19 protein-coding genes are annotated in these 19,291 nt (G+C 71.5%); 11 read left to right on the top strand and 8 right to left on the bottom strand.

Annotation, left to right across the window (positions count from 1 at the left end; genetic code table 11):
• Positions 1-5 precede the first annotated feature (5 nt).
• From IE226_RS43980 to IE226_RS05030, 5 genes are all read left to right on the top strand, one after another.
• Positions 6-1,280: a pyridoxal-phosphate dependent enzyme gene (locus IE226_RS43980; RefSeq protein WP_373306891.1), complete on the top strand. Its 1,275-nt coding sequence runs from the start codon at positions 6-8 to the stop codon at positions 1,278-1,280.
• On the top strand, positions 1,277-2,659 hold the full coding sequence (locus tag IE226_RS05015; protein ID WP_190079766.1) for an ATP-grasp domain-containing protein: 1,383 nt from the start codon (positions 1,277-1,279) through the stop codon (positions 2,657-2,659). The genes IE226_RS43980 and IE226_RS05015 overlap by 4 nt, the downstream gene beginning before the upstream one ends.
• The gene (locus IE226_RS05020) at positions 2,656-3,951 is read left to right on the top strand and encodes an ATP-grasp domain-containing protein (protein ID WP_190079767.1); all 1,296 of its coding nucleotides are present in this window, start codon (positions 2,656-2,658) and stop codon (positions 3,949-3,951) included. The genes IE226_RS05015 and IE226_RS05020 overlap by 4 nt, the downstream gene beginning before the upstream one ends.
• Before the next feature lie 11 nt (positions 3,952-3,962).
• Entirely contained in the window at positions 3,963-5,228 is a 1,266-nt protein-coding gene (locus IE226_RS05025; protein ID WP_190079768.1) for an MFS transporter, read from the top strand.
• A 63-nt stretch (positions 5,229-5,291) separates the two neighbouring features.
• Positions 5,292-5,744, top strand: a complete 453-nt coding sequence (locus IE226_RS05030; protein ID WP_190079769.1) for a cupin domain-containing protein — start codon at positions 5,292-5,294, stop codon at positions 5,742-5,744.
• Between the two features lie 91 nt (positions 5,745-5,835).
• Here the strand turns inward: IE226_RS05030 and IE226_RS05035 are convergent, their stop codons facing one another.
• Positions 5,836-6,387, bottom strand: a complete 552-nt coding sequence (locus tag IE226_RS05035) for a nucleoside deaminase (RefSeq protein WP_190079770.1) — start codon at positions 6,385-6,387, stop codon at positions 5,836-5,838.
• Positions 6,388-6,430: 43 nt separating this feature from the next.
• Positions 6,431-7,267 (bottom strand): LLM class flavin-dependent oxidoreductase, encoded by an 837-nt coding sequence (locus IE226_RS05040; protein ID WP_190079771.1) that lies wholly within the window; start codon positions 7,265-7,267, stop codon positions 6,431-6,433.
• 220 nt (positions 7,268-7,487) lie between these two features.
• On the opposite strand from IE226_RS05040, the gene IE226_RS05045 reads away from it, so the two are divergent.
• Positions 7,488-8,720, top strand: coding sequence for a cytochrome P450 family protein (locus IE226_RS05045; protein WP_190079772.1), 1,233 nt, complete (start codon positions 7,488-7,490; stop codon positions 8,718-8,720).
• A 20-nt stretch (positions 8,721-8,740) separates the two neighbouring features.
• Here the strand turns inward: IE226_RS05045 and IE226_RS05050 are convergent, their stop codons facing one another.
• The gene (locus IE226_RS05050) at positions 8,741-9,712 is read right to left on the bottom strand and encodes a DUF3500 domain-containing protein (protein ID WP_229870502.1); all 972 of its coding nucleotides are present in this window, start codon (positions 9,710-9,712) and stop codon (positions 8,741-8,743) included.
• A gap of 144 nt (positions 9,713-9,856) precedes the next feature.
• Positions 9,857-10,309, bottom strand: coding sequence for a winged helix-turn-helix transcriptional regulator (locus IE226_RS05055; RefSeq protein ID WP_190079773.1), 453 nt, complete (start codon positions 10,307-10,309; stop codon positions 9,857-9,859).
• Between the two features lie 138 nt (positions 10,310-10,447).
• Here IE226_RS05055 and IE226_RS05060 point away from each other — a divergent pair, with 138 nt between their 5' ends.
• Positions 10,448-11,365, top strand: coding sequence for an NADP-dependent oxidoreductase (locus IE226_RS05060; protein WP_190079774.1), 918 nt, complete (start codon positions 10,448-10,450; stop codon positions 11,363-11,365).
• Between the two features lie 96 nt (positions 11,366-11,461).
• Here IE226_RS05060 and IE226_RS05065 read toward each other — a convergent pair whose 3' ends face one another.
• On the bottom strand, positions 11,462-12,058 hold the full coding sequence (locus tag IE226_RS05065) for a TetR/AcrR family transcriptional regulator (RefSeq protein ID WP_190079775.1): 597 nt from the start codon (positions 12,056-12,058) through the stop codon (positions 11,462-11,464).
• A gap of 146 nt (positions 12,059-12,204) precedes the next feature.
• Here IE226_RS05065 and IE226_RS05070 point away from each other — a divergent pair, with 146 nt between their 5' ends.
• On the top strand, positions 12,205-13,671 hold the full coding sequence (locus tag IE226_RS05070; protein WP_190079776.1) for an amidase: 1,467 nt from the start codon (positions 12,205-12,207) through the stop codon (positions 13,669-13,671).
• Positions 13,672-13,732: 61 nt separating this feature from the next.
• On the opposite strand, the gene IE226_RS05075 is transcribed toward IE226_RS05070, so the two are convergent.
• From IE226_RS05075 to IE226_RS05085, 3 genes are all read right to left on the bottom strand, one after another.
• Positions 13,733-14,896 (bottom strand): WD40/YVTN/BNR-like repeat-containing protein, encoded by a 1,164-nt coding sequence (locus IE226_RS05075; protein WP_190079777.1) that lies wholly within the window; start codon positions 14,894-14,896, stop codon positions 13,733-13,735.
• A gap of 8 nt (positions 14,897-14,904) precedes the next feature.
• Entirely contained in the window at positions 14,905-16,011 is a 1,107-nt protein-coding gene (locus IE226_RS05080; protein WP_190079778.1) for a hypothetical protein, read from the bottom strand.
• 217 nt (positions 16,012-16,228) lie between these two features.
• Entirely contained in the window at positions 16,229-16,633 is a 405-nt protein-coding gene (locus tag IE226_RS05085; RefSeq protein ID WP_190079779.1) for a rodlin, read from the bottom strand.
• Positions 16,634-17,014: 381 nt separating this feature from the next.
• Here IE226_RS05085 and IE226_RS05090 point away from each other — a divergent pair, with 381 nt between their 5' ends.
• The 3 genes from IE226_RS05090 to IE226_RS05100 all read left to right on the top strand — a co-directional run bounded on the left by IE226_RS05090 (position 17,015) and on the right by IE226_RS05100 (position 19,246).
• Positions 17,015-17,515, top strand: coding sequence for a SigE family RNA polymerase sigma factor (locus IE226_RS05090; RefSeq protein WP_190079780.1), 501 nt, complete (start codon positions 17,015-17,017; stop codon positions 17,513-17,515).
• Positions 17,508-17,843: a hypothetical protein gene (locus IE226_RS05095; protein ID WP_190079781.1), complete on the top strand. Its 336-nt coding sequence runs from the start codon at positions 17,508-17,510 to the stop codon at positions 17,841-17,843. Before IE226_RS05090 ends, IE226_RS05095 begins: the two co-directional genes overlap by 8 nt.
• Positions 17,844-17,971: 128 nt before the next feature.
• The gene (locus IE226_RS05100; RefSeq protein ID WP_190079782.1) at positions 17,972-19,246 is read left to right on the top strand and encodes a mannosyltransferase family protein; all 1,275 of its coding nucleotides are present in this window, start codon (positions 17,972-17,974) and stop codon (positions 19,244-19,246) included.
• Positions 19,247-19,291 lie beyond the last annotated feature (45 nt).

Genomic DNA, 19,291 nt, shown 5'->3' on the forward strand with positions numbered 1-19,291 from the left:
AACTGGTGGCCCGTCAGTACCTCGGTCAGCCGCTGCCGGTCCCTGCCCTTCCGCAGCGGCCGGTCGCCGGCGCCGCCATCCGCTATCTGACCGCACAGCCAGGCCGGGTGGTGTCGGTCACCGGACAGCGGAGGGCCGCCGCGCTGCCCGGCGTGGAGGAGGTCGTCGTCAAGCCCCAGGCGGGCTCCGTCGTGCGGGAGTTGCGCCGCAACGGCGACCGGGCGGGCCATGTGCTCGTGGTGGCCGAGACCGCCGAACTCGCCGCCCGCACCGCGGAGGCCGCGGCTCAGGAGATCGGTATCCGCACCGAGCCGGTCTCCAGGCGCCCGGTCGCGGACTCCCTCCTCGACCTGATCGGCGGCACACCGCTGCTGCGGCTGCCGATGGAGCAGGTCGTGGACGGCGCCCCGGCCGATGCCGAGGTCCTGGCGAAGCTGGAGCTGTTCAACCCCTGGTCCAGCAGCAAGGACCGGGCCGCCCTGGCGATGCTGCGCGGCGCGGAGAAACAGGGGCTGCTCGCCCCCGGCAACGGCACCGTGATCGAGGCGACCTCGGGCAACACCGGCATCTCGCTGGCCGCCCTCGCGGCCGACCGCGGCTACCGCTGCGTGATCGTACTGCCGGACAACGCGACTCCCGAGCGGGTGGCGATGCTGTGCTCGCTGGGCGCGGAGGTGGTGCGCACCCCGCACTCCGGCGGTTATCAGGCGGCGGTCGACAAGGCGGAGGAGCTGCACCGGCGGACCCCCGGCTCGTGGTTCTGCCGCCAGCACGACAACCCGGACAACACACGGGCGCACTACGAGACGACCGGGCCCGAGATCTGGAACGACGCCGGCGGACGTATCGACGTGTTCGTCTGCGGAGTGGGAACCGGCGGTACGCTCAGTGGCGCGGGGCGTTACCTGCGCGAAAGTCACCCCGCGGTGCGGATCGTGGCGGTGGAGCCGGCCGGCTCGCCCCTGCTGTCCGGCGGCAAGCCCGGCTCGCACGGCATCCCGGGCTTCAACGGCGGCTTCATCGCGCCGACCACGCAGCAAAGCCTCATCGACGAGGTGATCACGGTTTCCGACACGGACGCCCTGGACACCACCCGGCGGCTCGCAGCGCGCGCCGGTCTGCTGGCCGGCGTCTCGGGCGGCGCGGTCGTCCACGCGTCCGGCGTCCTGGCCGCCCGCCCGCAGTACCGGGGCCGGCGCATCGTGACCCTGCTGCCCGACACCGGCGAGCGGTATCTGAGCCTGCTGGGCCGCGAGAGTACGCCGGGCGGTGCCCGATGACGGCGCCCGCGCCCGACAAGGGCCTGCCCCCCGACGACCGTCCGCGCCTGCTGATGGTGATGCCCTACCGCCAGTTCGTACAGAAGGCGCGGGCCGAGGGGTTCTGGGTCGGTGCGATCTGGGACCCGCAGTTACAGACGCCGGAGTATCTCGACGACGTACGCGCCCTGGCGGACGTGTTCGTGACGGCGGACTTCGGTGATCCGGAACTTCTGCGACGCACCATCCGCGAGGTGGCCCGCGAGCACCGTGCCTCGGTGATCTACCACATCGGCCGGGAGGAGACGATGGTCGCCGCCCACGAGGTCGCCGAGGAGCTGCACGCCGAGGTCAACCCGGCAACGGCGATCCGTTTCCTGGCCGACAAGCACGCGATGCGGGATCTGCTGGCGCACCACGGTCTGTCCCCGGTGTCCTTCGAGGCCGTGGCGGCCCGGCAGGACGTGCCGGCCGCGGTCGGGCGGGTGGGGCTTCCGGCCGTCGTCAAACCGACCGCACTCGCCGGGAGCCGCGGCGTGTTCCTGTGGCAAGGCGCGCAGGACCAGGCGGCTTGGACGGACCTCGTCGACGCGTACGGCTACGACGGCCCGTTCCTGGTCGAGGAGTACCTGCGCGGCCCCGAGTACAGCGTGGAGACGCTGAGCCATGACGGCAGGCACCACGTCGTCGGCATCACCGAGAAACTCCTCGGCGCGCCACCGCTGTTCGTGGAGGTGGGGCACGTCCATCCGGCGCCGCTCGCCCCGCACCGCAAGCACGCCGTCGAGGAACTGACCCTGCGCTTCCTCACCCTGTGCGGATACCGTTCCGGCCCCGCGCACACCGAGGTCATCTGGACGACGCGCGGCCCGCGCATCGTGGAGTCGCAGCCCCGCCTCGGCGGGGACCGGATCCCCCGGCTCGTCGAGCTGGCCTGCGGCCTCGACATCGAGCGGGCCGTCTTCGCCGGACTCGCGGGCTCGCCCGCCGAAGTGCCGGCGCCCACGGCGACGGCCGCCGTGCGGTTCTTCACCTTCCCGCCCGGTCGCATCGACGCGATCCGCGGCCTGGAGACGGTACGAAAGCTGCCTTATGTCGACGAGTTGACCCTGCGGCTGCACCCCGGCGACACCGTGCACCAGGTGCGCGACTCCAAGGGCCGCCACGGGCACGTCATCGTCTCCGGCGCCACACCCGATCAGGCCCGCCGGCGGTGCGACCAGGCGCTCGCCGCCATCGAGCTTGTCATCGACGGGACGCCCGTACGAGCGGACGGCCGGACCGGCGGACCTTCCGCTGCGCCCGCACCAGCACGAGCGCCGTCAGTCACCCCTTCCCCGCACCGCAGAAAGGCCCCGGCCGTGCAGTACTCCCCGTCGACCGCCAGGAGGTCGTCATGACCCGCCAGAACGGGGCCATGACCAGCCCCGACACCGACGCGCAGGTGGTGTTCGTCGGCTACAACGCGGCCTACCTGCGCGCCATCGACGGGACTGTTCCCGACGGCAGCGTCGTGGTACTCGAAGAACCCGACATCATCCGCAAACGCGAACTGCGGGACGCCGCGGCCCGCTTCGACTGCCTGGAGCGGATCGTTCCGGTGGATTACCAGCAGTCCGCCGGCGCCCTCGATCTGGCGGCCGACCTGGAGGCCCGGCGTCCGGTGGCCGCCGTCGTGCCCGGTCTGGAGTACGCGGTGCCCGCGGCGGCCGCCCTTGCCGAGAAGCTCGGTCTTCCCGGCGCCACCGAACAGGCCGCGCAGGCCTTGCGGGACAAGGTCCGGCTGCGCGAGGCCTGCGACGCCGGCGGCGTCCGCGGCCCGCGCTGGCGCGAGATCCACGGGCCCGGCGACCTTCTCGACTTCGCCGGCGACGGCCCCGTGGTGGTCAAGCCCGCCAACCGGCAGGCCAGTGTCGGCGTCCAGCTCCTCGACTCGGTCGACGCGGCCTCCGCGGCCCTGGCCTGGGAGCGCACCTCCTCCGCCGCCGAGTACGAGCAGGTGCCCGACCGGCATCTGACGTGGCGCTTCCTGGCCGAAGAACGCCTGCGAGGGCCCGAGTTCAGCGTCGAGGCGCTGGTGCGCCAGGGCGAGATCATCTTCCACAACATCACGGCCAAGACGGTCGTCCCCGGGCCCTACCCGGTGGAACTGGGCCATCTGCTGCCCGCGCCGCTCGGCGCGGACACCCGGGCCGCCTTCGAGACGGCCATGCGCGCCCTGATCGCGGCAACCGGCTACCGCACCGGCATCCTGCACGCCGAGTGGATCCTGACCTCGTCAGGACCGGCCCTGGTGGAGTGCGCGGGACGCTGCCCCGGCGACTACCTGATCGACCTGAACGACCTGGCCTACGGCACGCGCATCCGGCTGAGCCTCATCGACCTGCTGGCCGGCCGCCCGGTCGCCCTGCCCCGTACCGCCCGGCAGACCTCGGCCATCCGGTTCCTGGCCGCCGAGCCGGGCACCGTGACGCAGGTCGCCGGGACGGACACGGCGCTCGCCCTGCCCGGCGTCCAAGCCGCGGAGGTCGATGTCGAGGCCGGCCACGAGGTCCGGCCATGGGCCTCCTCCTGGAACCGCGCCGGACACGTCATCGCGATCGGCCCCGACGCGGAGACCACCCGCAGGCGCGTCCTGGACGCGGACGCCGCCATCCGCATCACCACCTCCCCCCAGACCCCCACGGATTGAGGAAGCAGCAGATGTCTGTTCTCTGGCAGCGCGTCCGCGGCCGGCGCATGTCCGTCCCCGGCGGGCCGGTCGGCTTGCGGCTGTCCGTGATGGCGATGATCGACGCCGTCGGCACCGGCGCCTTCCTGGCCGTCTCCGTGCCCTTCATCACCCGCTCCGTCGGCCTGTCGGTGGGCGAGCTGAGTCTGGGCCTGACCCTGTCTGCCGCGATCGCCCTGGCCACCGCCGTGCCGATCGGCATCCTGGCCGACCGCATCGGACCGAAGAAGGTCCTGGTCGGGGTGAGCCTGTGGCGCTGCGCCTGCTTCGTGCTCTACCCGTTCGTGCAGAACCTGTGGCAGTTCCTGGCCGTGGTGTGCCTGCTCGGTCTGGTCGACAAGGCGGCGGCACCGATGGAACAGGCCCTGGTCGGACAGGTGACGGCCAGCGATGACCGGGTCAAGGTGGTCGCGGTGCTGCGCTCGCTGCGCAACGTCGGCTTCACCGTCGGCGCCCTCCTTGGCGGTCTCGGGCTGCTGATCGACACCCGCGTCGGATACGGCGCGATCCTGCTGCTCAACGCCGCCTCTTTCGCCGTTCTGGCGACCCTGGCCCATCGGCTGCCGCTCCTCGGCACGCCGGCCAAGAGCCTGCGCCGCCGCTTCTCGGTCGCCGCGCTGCGGGACAAGCCGTTCCTGGCGTTCACCGGCATCAACGCGGTGCTCACCATGCACATGACGCTGCTGAGCATCGGCATCCCGCTGTGGATCGTCGAGCACACCAAGGCCCCGGCCGCGGTGATCTCGCCCCTGGTGGCGGTCAACACCGTGCTCGCGGTCGCCCTGCAGGTACGTGCAAGCCGCGGCACCGAGACCATCGCCGGCTCGGCGCGGGCACTGGTGCGCGCCGGCATCTCCCTGACGGTCTGCTGTCTGCTGCTGATCGCGGCGCCCAAGCCGCCCGTCGTCCTTGCCGTCGGCGTGCTGCTCCTTGCCATGGTCGCGCTGACCGCCGGGGAGCTGTTCCAGTCGGCCGGCGGCTGGGGCGGTTCGTATCTGCTCGCGGCGCCCGGCCAGGAGGGCGTCTACCTCTCGGTCTTCTGGCTGGGCGTGGCCGTCCAGCAGATCGCCGCGCCGCTCGTCATCGGCCTGATCATCACCACCGGCACCGCCGGATGGGTGGTCCTGGCCGCGCTGTTCTCGCTCTGCGGCCTGGCGGCTCCGGCCATCGGCCGGCGGGCCGGGGCACAGGCCGAACGCCGGCCGCACCAGGATGCGGCCCTGGCCGAGGCCACGTGATCGCCCCCGCGCACCGCACCGGTGAGCGGGTCGTCAACTCGCACGTCACCCCAGGAGGAAACCATGTCCGTTCCGCTGTATGTGCCCGCCGGTGAAGGCGAATACGTCGACATCCGGGACACGAAGAGGACGTACCTGAAGCTCACCACGCCCCAGTCCAACGGGGAGTTCGGCTTCTTCGAGCATCACATGGCCCCGGAGGCCAAGGGCGCGTCCCCGCACATCCACAAGCAGTCCACCGAGATGTTCTACGTGGTCAAGGGCGAGATCGAGTTCACCATCGGCGACCGCAAGGTGGTCGGCGAGCCGGGCGCCTTCGCCTACATCCCCAAGGGCGAGCCGCACGGTTTCACCAACCGGGGCACCGAGGACGCCACGTTACTGATCATGTTCTACCCGATCTACGACCGTGAGGACTACTTCCGCGGCCTGGGACGCCTGACGGCCAACGGGCGCAACCCCAGCATGGACGAGCTGCGCGAACACATGGCCAAGTACGACCAGTTCATGGTCTGAGTGCCCATGGCCCGAACATCGGCCTACGCACGTACGGCAACGAACGGGGCCCGGCGGCACATCTGCTGCCGGGCCCCGCACCTGTGTGCCGTCACTCCCCCGCAGCCCGCTTCGCACGCAGCCGCCGCCACTGCAACTCACGTACCTGGGCGGCGAGTTCGGGAACCGGTCCTGCCACCTCCAGGCCGGGCACGACATCCTGGACGGTCAGCGGGCTCAGGGGCGAGGTGAGGGGCACACCCCACTCGGCCTTCCACTCCCGGGCCTGGCGGGACGAGCTCGCGTACACGATGCGGCCCAGACCGACCCACCCGTGCGCTGCCGCGCACATCGGGCAGTGCTCGCCCGATGTGTACACGGTCGCCGCGGCCCGCTCGTCGGGTTTCAGGTGGGCCGCTGCCCACCGGGCGAGGGCGAACTCCGGGTGTGCCGTCGGGTCGTTGGTGGTGATCTCGCGGTTGCGGTCCTCGGCCCTGACGCTGCCGCCCGCGTCGACGAGCACCGACCCGAACGGCAGGTCCCCGGCCGCGAGCGCCTCGGCGGCCAGTTCGACGCAGCGGCGCAGGTAGGGCAGGTCGGCTTCGCCGACTTCGGCGGCGGACGCGCCGTCGGGTGCCGGGAGGTCGTACTCGTGAGGTGTCACTGATGCTCCGTCTCGTAGGGGTGCCGGAGAGATGCCTGCCGCACTACGTCAGGTGGTCGGCCACCGTGGTCAGCGCCTGCCAGGCCGCCTCGGGCCGCAGGGTCTCGTTCGGATCGCCGTGATACGGGTCGAGCAGCACGCTTTCGGCACCGGCCAGGCGCAGTTCCTCGACGTCATCGAGGAACTGCTCGACGGTTCCCTCTCCGGCCCGGCGATCCGCATGCTCGACCGGCTCGTCCGTGAGCCTGAGACGTATGCGCGGCGCCAGTCCCGGTACGGGCAGGCCCAGTTGGGCCGACACCTCCCCAAGCCGCACCAGCGCATCCCTGAACCAGGGCATCGTGAACCGCAGCGGATGCCACGGAGCACCGAAGCGCACGGCGCGGCGCATCGCCGCGTCACTGTTGCCGCCGATCCAGATCGGAACCTGCCCGGACCGGTAGTCGGCGTCGTTCTCCCATGCGGCGCGCAGCGTCCGCAGATGGTCGTCGGTCAGCGCGCCCCGCCGTTCGAAGGGAACACCGAGTGCCTCGAACTCCTCGCGGGCCCAGCCGACCCCCATACCGAGCACCAGTCGGCCGCCGCTGAGCTCGTGCAGGTTGGCAGCCATGCGGGCGACCAGCAAAGGGTGCCGGTAGGGAGTGATGAGAACGGTCGTCCCCAGTTTGATCCGGCTGGTGATGCCGGCCATCCAGGCAAGCGTGGTGAACGGTTCGTAGAAGGGCGCGGGATATTGGGCCGCGACATCCGGGGTGATCGCCACATGGTCGGACATCATCAGCAGATCGAAGCCGAGGTCCTCCGCGGTTTCGGCCCAGCGCGCGAGGTTGTCCGGGTTCGTCCCGGGCCCGAAGTTGGGGACGTTCACACCGATCCGCATGGCCGCCACCCTAGCAATGGGCGGTCGGCAACGCCCGTATCTGTCGGCCCAGTTGGTCCACGCGATGACTGAAGTCCCTGGCAGGAGCGGTGTCGGCGACTAGGGTGACCTGTGCTTGTCCTTGTCCTGTCGCGCCCCACGACCACCCCGTTCCCCTCCGCCCATTCTGACCGGGCGGAGGGCCATGGCCACGTCCGTTCCAGCACCAAGGAGCCCTCGCATGAACCAGCCGCAGATGCTTGTCCTGGACGCTGCCGGCAGCAACCGGCACGCCGAAGACGCCGAGCTGCGCTCGCGCGGCCCCGCTGCCCGCGTGGACGTCCTGGGCGTCGAAGCGTGGGCGGTGACCGACCCGGCGCTGCTCAAACAGCTCCTCACCGACCCGCGCGTCTCCAAGGATCCCCGGCAGCACTGGCCGATGTTCCCCGACAAGATCCTCGGCATCTGGCCGCTCGCGCTGTGGGTGGCCGTCGACAACATGTTCACCGCGTTCGGCGGCGACCACCGCCGGCTGCGGCGTCTGGTCAGCCCGGCGTTCACCGCGCGCCGCATCGCCGCCCTGCAGCCGCGCATCGAGGAGATATCCCGCACGCTGCTCGACGAGTTCGCCGACATTCCCGCCGGAGAGCCCACCGACCTGCGCGAGCGGTTCGCCTACCCGCTGCCGATCCGCGTCATCGGCGAACTCATGGGACTGCCCGAGCACCTGAAGCCCAACTTCCGCCGTACCGTCGACCGCGTCTTCGACACCACGCTCAGCATCGAGGAGGCCGCCGCGAACACCGAGGAGGTGTACGCGATCATGGCTGACCTGGTCGCGGCCAAACGCGCGGAGCCCGGCGAGGACATGACCTCCGTACTCATCGCCACCCGGGACGACGACGGCTCCGCACTGACGGAGCAGGAACTCCTCGACACTCTCCTCCTCGTGATCAGCGCGGGATACGAGACCACCGTCAACCTCCTTGACCAGGCCATCGCCGCGCTGCTCACCCACCCCGATCAACTCGCCCTGCTGCGCGAGGGCAAGAGCTCCTGGTCCGATGTCGTCGAAGAGACGCTGCGCTATGAAGCGCCCGTCGCGCACCTGCCGATGCGGTACGCGATCGAGGACATCGAGCTGGAGCAGGGACTCGTGATCCGTCAGGGCGAGGCGATCCTCGCCTCCTACGCGGCAGCGAACCGCCACCCCGACCTGCACGGCGAGAGCGCCGGCTCCTTCGACCTGACGCGGGTCAGCAAGACACACCTGGCCTTCGGCCACGGCGTCCACGTCTGCCTCGGCGCCGCCCTGGCGCGGATGGAGGCCGAGACCGCGCTGCGGGCACTGTTCACCCGCTTCCCGGACCTCGCCCTCGCCGTCCCCGCCGCCGATCTGAGCCCCGCGGAATCCTTCATCTCCAACGGGCACCGGGAATTGCCCGTCATCCTCCGCCCGGCCACCGAGAGCTGACGCAGCAGCCCCTCTTCCCGCTACCCGTGCTGGTCCGTGTAGTGCGCGCGCAGCAGGTCGGCGCCCCAGTCGTGACGGACGTGGCGCCATACGGAGTGGGCGTGGTTGCCGTTGTCCTGGGTGTTGTCGTACTCGATGAGGAAGTCCGGGGACCGCACGCAGTAATAGTGCCGGTCCCCTGGCTCGCGGCCACCGGCCCAGGCGAACGAGAGGGCACCCGGTCCGCGCGCCACGGTCTCGGACCAGCACTCCCGCGCGTACGCGGCGGGTGCGCGGTCGAGGTAGCGGCGCACCAGGCGGGCGAGCAGTTCCTGCTGGCCGGGCGTCATGTCGCCGTGCGGCAGGCCGTCCGGCAGCAGGTCCGGATCGGCGAAGGGGTCATCGCGGGTCAGGATGTCGTCCGGCGGCGCGGCGGCGAAGACCGCCTTGGCCCGTCGGCCGACGTCCAGATCCGTGACCAGTTCCCTGGCCAGGTCTTCCTCCGGGCCGAGCAGTCGGCGGCCGGCCTGCGGGCCGTCCGGGATGCGCGCCGGCTCCGAGCCGATGAAGTGCGGCGTCACCCGCATCCCGGCCTCCGCGATCAGTACGTGTACGGCGAGGTGGTGGCCGTTCATCCGCCAGCCCCAGGGTTCAGTGCCGTCCGGGTCGCCCAGCAGCCGTACCCAGTAGCGGTCGGCACCCGTGGCGCCGACCGTGGCACGGCGGTGCCGCTCCACCTCGATCGCCCCGCGCGCCAGCTCCGCTCCTGCCGCACTGTGCGCGGTGGTCAGCAGCGCGTCGACGGCGTCCCGCTGCACGCCGTCCAGGTCCTCGGTGGGCAGTCCGGGGCGCGAGCCGGGCAGGTACGTCCACTCCCGCCACTCGGGCGCGTCCAACCGCGCGGGCCCCGCCCGCAGCTCACGCACCTGCTCCGGCTCCAGCACGGCCAGCAGCGCATGCACGCCCTCGCGCATCTCCGCGGCCACCGTCGCCTCCGACCGAAACCCGTCCACCGTCGCTCCTCCCCGTCGGCGCCCGCTCAGGCGCACCCGCGGGGCAATGTCGCCCCTTGCGGCCCATGATGCGTGACCAGGAGAGATCTCGTGCACCGTTCACCCCGGGCAGCGAGCTGATGACGGTCGGCTGCTCTCCTCGGATCAGCCGGCGGTGTCGCCTTGCCTGTGGTCATAGCCGTCGCGATGAGTGAGGACCTCGTCCATGTGACCCTCCGCCCACTCCTTGATTCCCCGCATGACCGACTGGAGCGAGCGGCCGAGGTCGGTCAGCTCATAGGTGACGGTGACGGGCACCGTGGGAGTCACGGTCCTGGTCAGCATCCCGTCGCGCTCGAGTGAACGCAGCGTCTGCGTCAGCATCTTCTGGCTCACGCCGGAGATCCGGCGTGCCAGCTCGGAGAACCGCATGGGCCGCGGTTCGTCGCGGTGGGCAGCCCCGGGGCGCGGGCCGTCCCCGCCCAGGGCGGCGAGCACAAGGGCGACCCACTTGTCGGAGATCCGCTCCAGGAGTTGGCGGCTGGGACAAGCCGCGAGGAACGCGTCGTACTCCGCTTTGGCTGCGGCCCGCCGCTGGGACGCGGTGCTGGTCGGCATCGGTCATCTCTTCCGCTCGGTGACTTACGCACCTGAAGGTGCCTACTTCCCTGTGGGGAGCAGGTCACCCCATGCTGGTGCCGCACCACAGCGATGGCAAGACCACCTCAATCGCCCTTCACGCAGGAGACGTTGGCGATGCATCAGATGACATCCCGCCGGGCGGTAGTCCGCGTACCGTCCGGCCCCCGGTCGATCGAGACCGTCACCGTCCCGGTAGCCGAGCCGGGACCCGCGGAGATCCGCGTCAAGATCGCCGGAGCGGCGATCAACCCGGTCGACCTGGGGGTAGCCGGGGGCGTCTTTCACCAGCTCGGACTGGTCCACCAGCCGGACTACACCGGTCTCGGCTGGGACTTCGCCGGCACTGTCGAGGCGGCGGGGCCCGGCGTCGGGCTCCGGCTCGGCACCCGTGTCGCCGGGTTCATCGACGGTTTCGACCGCGACCACGGATCCCATGCCGAGCACCTCATCGCCCCCGCCGCACATGTCGCCGTGGTCCCGGACGGCATGGACCTGGTCGAGGCGGCGACGGTACCGCTCAACGCCACTGCCGCAGCCCAGCTCGCCGACCTCCTCGGTGAACCGTCGGGCACGGCTCGGCGGCTGCTTGTGACCGGTGCGGCCGGGGTTGTGGGCGCGTACGTCGCCGTACTCGCGCGGGATCGCGGCTGGCAGGTGACCGGGATGGCCCGAGCGGCCGACGAGCCGTTCGTCCGGGGTCTCGGGGCCGGCTTCGCCACCGATGCCGGGCAGGGCTGGGATGCCGTCGCCGACGCCGGAGCCCTGCAGGAGAACGCACTGCGGGCGGTGCGCGACGGCGGCCGTTTCGTCGGCGTGCAACCGGCCTCGCGGCTTCCCGGGGAGCGTGGCATCACCGTAGAGGTCCTGTTCGCCCGTCCCGACGGCGCGCTTCTCGCCCCCTTGCTCGCACGGGCGGCGGCAGGGGAGCTGCCGACCCGCGTCCACGCGGTCACTCCGCTCGACGAAGCGGCCGGCGCCTACCGGGCCATGGCCGAGGGCGGCGTACGCGGCCGGATCGTCCTCGTGCCCTGACGCTCTGACGCCCTGACGCCCTGACAGGGTGACCGGGCGCCACCCTCCCTGAACGGGGATCTCGGTCAGGCGCGCTGTCCGCGTTTCGGGCAGCGATCAGGCGCCGTGCCGGTCAATGACGCCTTCGACGATTCTCAGCAGCCGGTCCCCGACCTGGTCGATGCTTCCGTTCTGCATGCTGACCTGCGCACCTTCGAGTACGAAGGTGATCTCGGCCGCGGCCTGTTCGGGGTCGGGCAGCCCGGCCGCGGCACACATGCCGACCAGCCTGCGCGTCTGCAGTGCCTTGTGATTCTCGATCACTTGCCGTGCGGGGTGGGAGCGGTCGGGCAACTCGGCGAGGGAGTTGATGAACGGGCAGCCCCGGTGCGAGATCTCCGGCAGCCCTTCGGCGATGAAGCGGGCCAGGCCAAGGATCTGCTCCTTGGGCCGGCCGGGGTGTTCGGTCTCGACCCGGTCGAAGGCCGCTTGGTAGTCGGCGGCGACGATGCGCAACCACTCCGCGACCAGTTCGTCCTTGGTCTCGAAGTGCCGGTAGATCGCCATTTTGGTGGTCTCGGCCCGCTCGGCGATGGCCTGGACGCCGACCCGTTGGATGCCCTCGCTCTGGAAAAGCTCTTCCGCCGCGTCGAGGATGCGCTCACGCGGCGGCAGTTTCGCCACCCTGCTCGGCCTTCTGGCGGTCGTTGTCATGACGGGCTCCGTGATGTCCGGCGGGCACTCGGGCTGTGGGCCCCGTGCCTCCACTTCCTGTTACGGTACCAGCCAGGCCCATGCGATACCGCTCGGTATCACATGGGACCACGCAGTACCGTTCTCTGGCTGGAAATGGAGTGACAGTGAGGATTGCCGAGTACGTGAGCTTCGACGCCGTCGGGCTCGCGGAGCTGGTGGCCACGGGTGAGACAACCACCGCCGAACTGCAATCGGCCGCGCGTGAGGCCGCCCGGGCGGTCAACCCGCAGATCAACGCCATCGTCGAGACATGGCCCACCGACGACGAACCGGAACCGGAACCGGGCAGCGCTCCGCTGGCCGGCGTCCCCTTCCTGATCAAGGACATCGGGATCTCCATGGCCGGGAGGCGGATGGAGCTGGGCAGCCGCCTCGCGGCCGGCAACATCGCCGGCGTCGACTCCTTCCTGATGCGGCGCTTCCGACGCGCGGGCCTCGTGACCTTCGGCCGTACCGCGACACCGGAACTGGCCTACGGCATCACGACCGAATCCCTGCTGCACGGAGCGACCCGCAATCCGTGGGACCCCGGGCGGAGCGCGGGCGGATCCAGCGGAGGCGCAGGCGCCGCTGTCGCTGCCGGGGTGGTTCCGATCGCCCACGCCACCGACGCCGCAGGGTCCCTCCGCATCCCCGCCGCCTCCAACGGCCTCTTCGGCCTGAAGCCCACCCGCGGCAGGGTCTCCATGGGCCCCGGAGCCGACGAGGTCTTCAACGGCCTGGCCGTGCACGGCAGCGTCAGCCGCACCGTGCGCGACAGCGCGGCGCTGCTCGATCTGATCCGCGGGCCGGAGCCGGGCGACCCCTACTCCGCCCGACAGCCGTCCAGGCCGTACGCGGAAGAGATCACCCGGCCTCCGGGCTCACTGCGGATCGGCGTGCTCGCCGGGGCCACCGGGGCATGGGGCGGACGCCGCACCACCGCTCCGGTGGCCGACGCTCTCGCCCGTACCGCGCGGCTGCTGGAATCCCTCGGCCACCGAGTGGAGGAGGTCGAGGTCGGACTCGGGTCCGACCGGGAGGAGTTCATCCTGGCCAACGCCCGCCTGATGGCAGCGAATCTCACGGCCTCGGTCGACGAACTGGCCGCCGCCTTCGGCCGGCCCGTCGACTCCACCACCCTCGAGCCGGTGACCCTTGCCGGCTACCACTACGGGCAGCAGGTCAGCGGCGCCCAGTTCGTCGCCGCGCTGGCGAACCGGAACCACGTCGCCCGAAGCCTGGCACGGTACTTCGACGCGCACGACATGCTGCTCACCCCGACCTTGCCGGAGCTCCCCCTGCCCCTGGGCACCCATACCGAGGGCGCGGAGACGCTCGACGGCCTCGGCTGGATCGAGCGCATCAACGATCTCTCGCCGTTCACCATGGCGTTCAACGTCGCGGGCACGCCCGCCATGTCCGTGCCCGTAACGGCCGACGCCGGGACAGGACTCCCGATCGGCATGCAGTTCGCCGCCGCCCACGGGCACGAGGGGCTCCTCTTCCGCCTTGCCGCCCAACTCGAAGAGGCGAGCCCGTGGTCGGGGCGGTCGCCTGCCGTGTGGGCAGGGGACTGCGCCGGGCGCTAGGGAGCGGCGCTTCCTGTCAGCGGGCGGGCCAGTCGCGCCTGCCGCGGCGCCAGTTGCCTGCTCAGCCGTACCGCAGGATGCGCGGGGCGAAGGTGCCTTCGGGGCCGTCGGCCCGGCCGACCGACCACACCGCCGCCGTGCCGGGCACCGGCGTCAGCCCCAGCACCCGGGATTCGCCCTCCCCCGCCACGGCCGGTTCGCTGTACTCGGTGAAGGTCTGTCCGTGCCACGCAAGGAAGTCCGGCCCGGGCACGAGCGGCGGGTTGCTGCCCGGCGGGCCCCATTTCTGCGAGCGGGCCAGCGAGACCCAGCCCAGTTCGCCGGACGAGGCGGGGACCAGTGAGCTGACGGAGCCGAAGTCGGTGGGCACGGTCACCCGGTTCCACGCCTGCCCGTCGAAGCGGACCAGGAGCGGGGGAATCGGCCGGCCCGGCGGGCCGCCGACGAACCCTTCCGTGCCTCCGGCCCACACCTCCGTCGGCGAGACGGCAAGCACACTGCTCACGGCCGACCGCGGGAATCCGTTCACTGTCGTCTGCTGCCATGCCTGCCCGTTCCAGTGCGATACGGCCGCACCGGAGGTGTTGGCGCCCGCGGCCCAGACGTCGTCGGCCGCCAGGATGTGCAGGCCGTACACGGATCCCGGCGGCACGGGCACCTCCCGCCAGTCGCCCCCGTCCCGGCGCAGCAACACCTGCGCCCCGTCCCGCGAACCGATCAGCCAGGTCTCGTCGCCGCCGCTGACGGCTTTGGTCAGCACGACACCGCGCGGCGGCCGGGTCTCCTGCCAGGTCTTGCCGTCGTAGCGCAGCAGACGGGCACCGCCGGTCGCGTCACGGCCGACCGCCCAGACGGCGGACGGCGAGGTCGCGGCGACGGACAACAGCTCTCCCTGCCAGCCGACCCCGCGCAGATCCTGGCGCTGCCACGCGGTCCCGTCCCAGCGCAGCATCAGCGGGAAGCCCGGTGCCTCGCGGCCGACGGCGTCGGTGCCCACCGCCCACGCCAGGTCGGGGCCGAACGCCACGGCCTCGTTCAGCCCGGCCTGCGGGCGCACCTGCGCAGGGACCGCAACGTGTTGCCAGGCCTGCGCCCCCGCCGCGGCCGATGCCATGACGGCCGTGCAGGTCATGGCGACGGCGAGGGCCGCGACGAGCAGTCGGCGGACCCTGGGGAGGCTGCGGGTCCAGGCAAGGCTTCGGGTCCGGGGAAGTTGGTGTGCCATGGTCAGCCTCAGCCTCCGAGCCGCTCACTCATCAGGTTCGGTTTCGAGCCGTAGATCTCGGCGGTACCGAAGGACAGCAGTACGGAGCCGGCACGTGCCAGTGCACGCGGTTTGACGTCGATCGCGTGCGTGCGCTCGGGCCCGTAGGAGTAGGTGGTGCGGTTGCCCTCCACCCGCGCGTACTTGGACCGGAACGCGCGGTCGCTGCGCACCGGCAGCCACAGCGCGCCGTCCGGGCCGCGCACCATGGCCTCGGTGTAGGTGTCGCCCAGCGGTGGATAGGTGGTGCGCCACGCGTGGCCGTTCCAGGTCATCAGGTAGGTGCGGGCCACTCCGTCGGAGTACTGGCTGCCGCCGATCGTGGCCCGGCCGGACGGTTCGAGCAGGATCGTGTGCACGTTGCTGTTCGCCGGCAGCGGCACCTTCGCGTCCCGCCAAGCCGTGCCGTCCCAGCGCAGGACAGTGGTTCCGGTATCGGTGTCCGCCCGGGCCCAGGCGTCGGTGGCGGTACGCGCGGTGACTCCCATCAGGTACAACACACCGTCCGGGACCGGCTGTTCGGACCAACCGGAGCCGTCGTAGTACAGGACCTTCAGTCCGGCGTCGTCCTCGCCGACCACCCACGCGGCACCTGGTACCGCGGCGAAGTCCTGGTAGGTCCACAGGGCCTGCGGCAGCGGGACGGTGCTCCATCCGCTCGCCGACCTGCGCAGTATCTGCCCCTCCCCCGCGCCGTCGCTGCGGAGGATCCACACCTCGTTGCCGACGAACTGCACCTTGCCCAGCCGGCCCGGTTCACCGGCGCCGGGGAAGGTGGTGTCCCGGCTCCACGCCGTGCCGTTCCACCGGTACAGCAGCGGCCGCAGTCCATCGGCGGCCTGCTCGTATCCGGTGGCCCATGCCTCGTCCGGCCCGCGGGCAGCGAGATCGGACACGGTCACCGGCGGGGCTGCCGCGGGCACCGGAAGCGCCGCCCAACTCGGCTTCGCGGGTGCGGCGGGTGACGCGGGCGCGGCGGGCGCCACGGCCGCAGCGGGTGACACGGCCGCAGCGGGTGAGACGAGCGCGGCGTACGCGATCACCAGGCAGACCATGACCACACGGAGACCGTTCACGGGACCCCCAGTACGTGAAGGGCGCACAGCCTATTGGCATGCACACGCCCACGAAAGGCGGCATCCGGCCGATCGCGCTTCCGGCGTCTCGCAGCGCACCACAAAGGGGCCTGTGGCCCTGCAGCCGGTCCGCGAGCGGAGCAACTGCGGGGCCACAGGCCCCTCGTACCGCCTCCGCGGGCCGGGCGGCACCCGGCCCGCGGAGGCGTCGTCAGGTTCAGCCGTTGTTGGAGCCGTTGCCCGACAGCGCCGGGATGTCGTTGAGGATGTGCGACAGCGGCTCGTCCTGCTTGCCCTGCGTGGAGTTCTCGGCGCACTGCTGGTTCTGCGGCGCGGAGAGGATCGGGATGTCCTGAACGGCGATCGGCACGAGACCGACGAGGGCGCCGACGTTCGCCTTGACGGGCACACCAAGGCAGAGCTTGTTCAAAGAGCCCTGGACCAGGGCCCCCTGCAGACTCATGTCCCCCTTGGTGGCGCTGTTGCCGAACGCCGTCTCGGCACCGTTGCCGCTGAGCGAGGTGGTGCCGGTGTCGTCGCCGATGGCGACGGCGCTGCCGGCGCCGCCGGCCAGGGCGACAGCGGCAAGGCTCAGGGCGAGGGGGAGATTACGGGTACGCATGTCACTCCAGAACGAAACGTGAGTTGCTAGGAGGGGCCAGTACATCCGCCAATGCCCCGGTACTGCGCCTATTCACCCGTTAGCGGAGTGTCGACGTATCCGGGATGACGAGGGCCCACGCAACGGCCACGGAGATCGCCCGCCGGTGCTCTTGTCGGACAAACCTGTTGCCACGTTCCCGGACTCCAACTCGCTTTCCCCGCCGCCCCCATACCCAGCTGACGCACAATTGGCGGGGTTTACCGCAGAGTGAGTTCAGCTCCCCCGCGTTCCCGATGTCGCGCGTGACGACGATCACTCCGCTGTGTTCGCAGCGGTGTCAACCGGATCGTGCCCGGCAGGCGTATGCCAGGTGAAGCGAGAGAGATCCGGGAGTGGTCGTTGACCGTCGAGGAGTTCGAGAAATTCTATGCCCAGACGGTCACGCGTCTCACGGGGCAGCTGTACGTCATGCTCGGCGACCTGCACGAGGCACAGGACGTCGTACAGGAGGCGTTCGTGCGGGCCTGGCGGCATCGGCGCCGGCTCGATCGTGACGGGCAGCCCGAAGCGTGGATCCGCACCACCGCCTGGCGCCTCGCGGTCAGCCGCTGGCGCTCCCGGCGGCGCACCACGGAGGCCTGGCAGCGCAGCAGCGCACCGCCGGACACCGAAGGCCCCGGCCCCGAGGCCGTCGTGCTCGTGGACGCACTGCGCACCCTGCCCGCCCAGCAGCGCCGCACGATGACCCTGCACTACCTGTGCGACCTGAGCGTCGAGCAGATCGCCGGTGAGACGGGCCTGTCCAGCGGCACGGTCAAGACACATCTGTTCCGCGGGCGAGCCGCACTCGCCAGCCGCCTCAAGGACCCGCGCATCGAGGAGGAGGCTTTCGATGTCTGAACCCAACGACCCGCTGCGCTCGCTGTTCCGTGAGGCCGCGGACCGCGGCCAGACCCAGGCAGGGCTGCCGCCGTTCGCGCAGATCGCCGAGCGCGGCAGAAGGTCGCAGCGCCGCCGGCGCGCCGTGGTCACGCTTGCCGCGTGCCTGGTCCTTGGGGCCGGCGGAGCGGCCGCGGTCACGCTCCTTCCGGGCGATCCGGCGCCGGTCCCCCCGGCGAACACACCCTCCCGGCCCGCGCCGTCCCCGATGGACACCGCCCCGCCGCCTTCCTCCACGCCGACGAACCCCCCGACCCACAACGCCAGCACGAGCCCGCCCCCGCGCTGAGCCGCCGAGCACTCGCGCCTGCCCGTAGACCGACCGCTCCGCGCATCTCCGTCCTGACACCCCCGTGATCCGGCGGGCCGCCTCACCGGCCGATGCCGCATGCCCACGCGCACCCAGAAGAGTCCCTTATGCCCCTGTTCATACCCTCATCGGCGGCGCGTCCGTCCGAGCGCCCGATCGCCCCCGTACAACCCGGCGCCGAGACCGGCACCGGCACCGACAACAAGCCGCTGCCCCTGACTCGGCCGTCTCCCCGCTCCGGCCGTGCCGCCCTGCGGCTGTCACCCGCCGACCGCGAAGTGCTCTGGCTGTACCTGCTGACGCGCCTGGCCCTCTGGATCACCGCCTACTGCGCCCGCTGGCTCTTCCCCCAGAACCCGGATGCCCATGCGCCCGACAGTGTCCTCGCCCCCTTCCAGCACTGGGACTGGGCCCACTACATGCACATCGCGCGCGACGGCTACTTCCCCGGCGGAGCCGGTCCCGCGCTCAGCGGCTGGGACAACCGGGAGGCCTTCTTCCCCGGCTTTCCGCTCCTGCTGCGCACCGTGCACCTCGTGGTGCCGCACTGGACCGCGGCCGGACTGCTCATCTCCTTGGCCGCAGGAGCCGTCGCGGTCCTCGCGCTGGCGAGGATCGCCCGCCTCCATCTGCGCCACCCGTCCGCAGGCCGACGCGCCGCCCTGTTCCTGCTCCTGTCACCGTGTGCCGTGTTCCTGGCCGTCGGCTACACCGAGGCCCTCTTCCTCGCCCTGGCCCTGCCCGCCTGGCTCGCGGCCCAGCGGCGTCACTGGCCCCTGGCCGCCACGCTGACAGCCCTGGCCGCCACCGTCCGGGTCACCGGGCTCTTCCTGGCCGCGGCCATCGCCCTGCACTTCCTGCTCACCGCCCGCACCCACCGGCGCCGGCGCGCGTTGCCGTGGCTGGCTCTGCCCGCGCTCCCGGCGGCCCTCTACAGCTGGTACCTGCACGCGCACACCGGTGACTGGATGGCCTGGCAGCACGCGCAGGAACGCGGCTGGCACCGCACCTTCCACGCACCGTGGGAAGCGTGGTCCCGTACCTGGGAGGCGGCCTTCTCGCACACGCAGGCCCTCGGGTACGCCGGTATGTTCCAGGCCGAACTCCTCGCCATGACCGCAGGTCTGCTCCTGCTGGCTCTGCTGCTTTACCGCCGCCGCTGGCCCGAAGCCCTCTACCTCGCCCTCAACCTCTGGGCGCTCGGAACCTCGTACTGGTACATGTCCATCCCCCGCGCCACCCTCGTGTGGTGGCCGCTGTGGATCGCCCTGACCGCCTGGAGCCTGCGCCGCCCACGCCTCACCACGATCTGCCTGTGCCTGGGCGCCCCGCTCACGACGGTCGTCACCCTCACCTTCCTGACAGGGCGTTGGGCTGGGTGAATGGCCCCTAGCTCGGGCTAGCTCCGGCTGGCTGTGGCCGAAGCG

The organism is Streptomyces longisporoflavus (genome assembly GCF_014649775.1).
GTDB classification, from domain to species: Bacteria; Actinomycetota; Actinomycetes; order Streptomycetales; family Streptomycetaceae; genus Streptomyces; species Streptomyces longisporoflavus.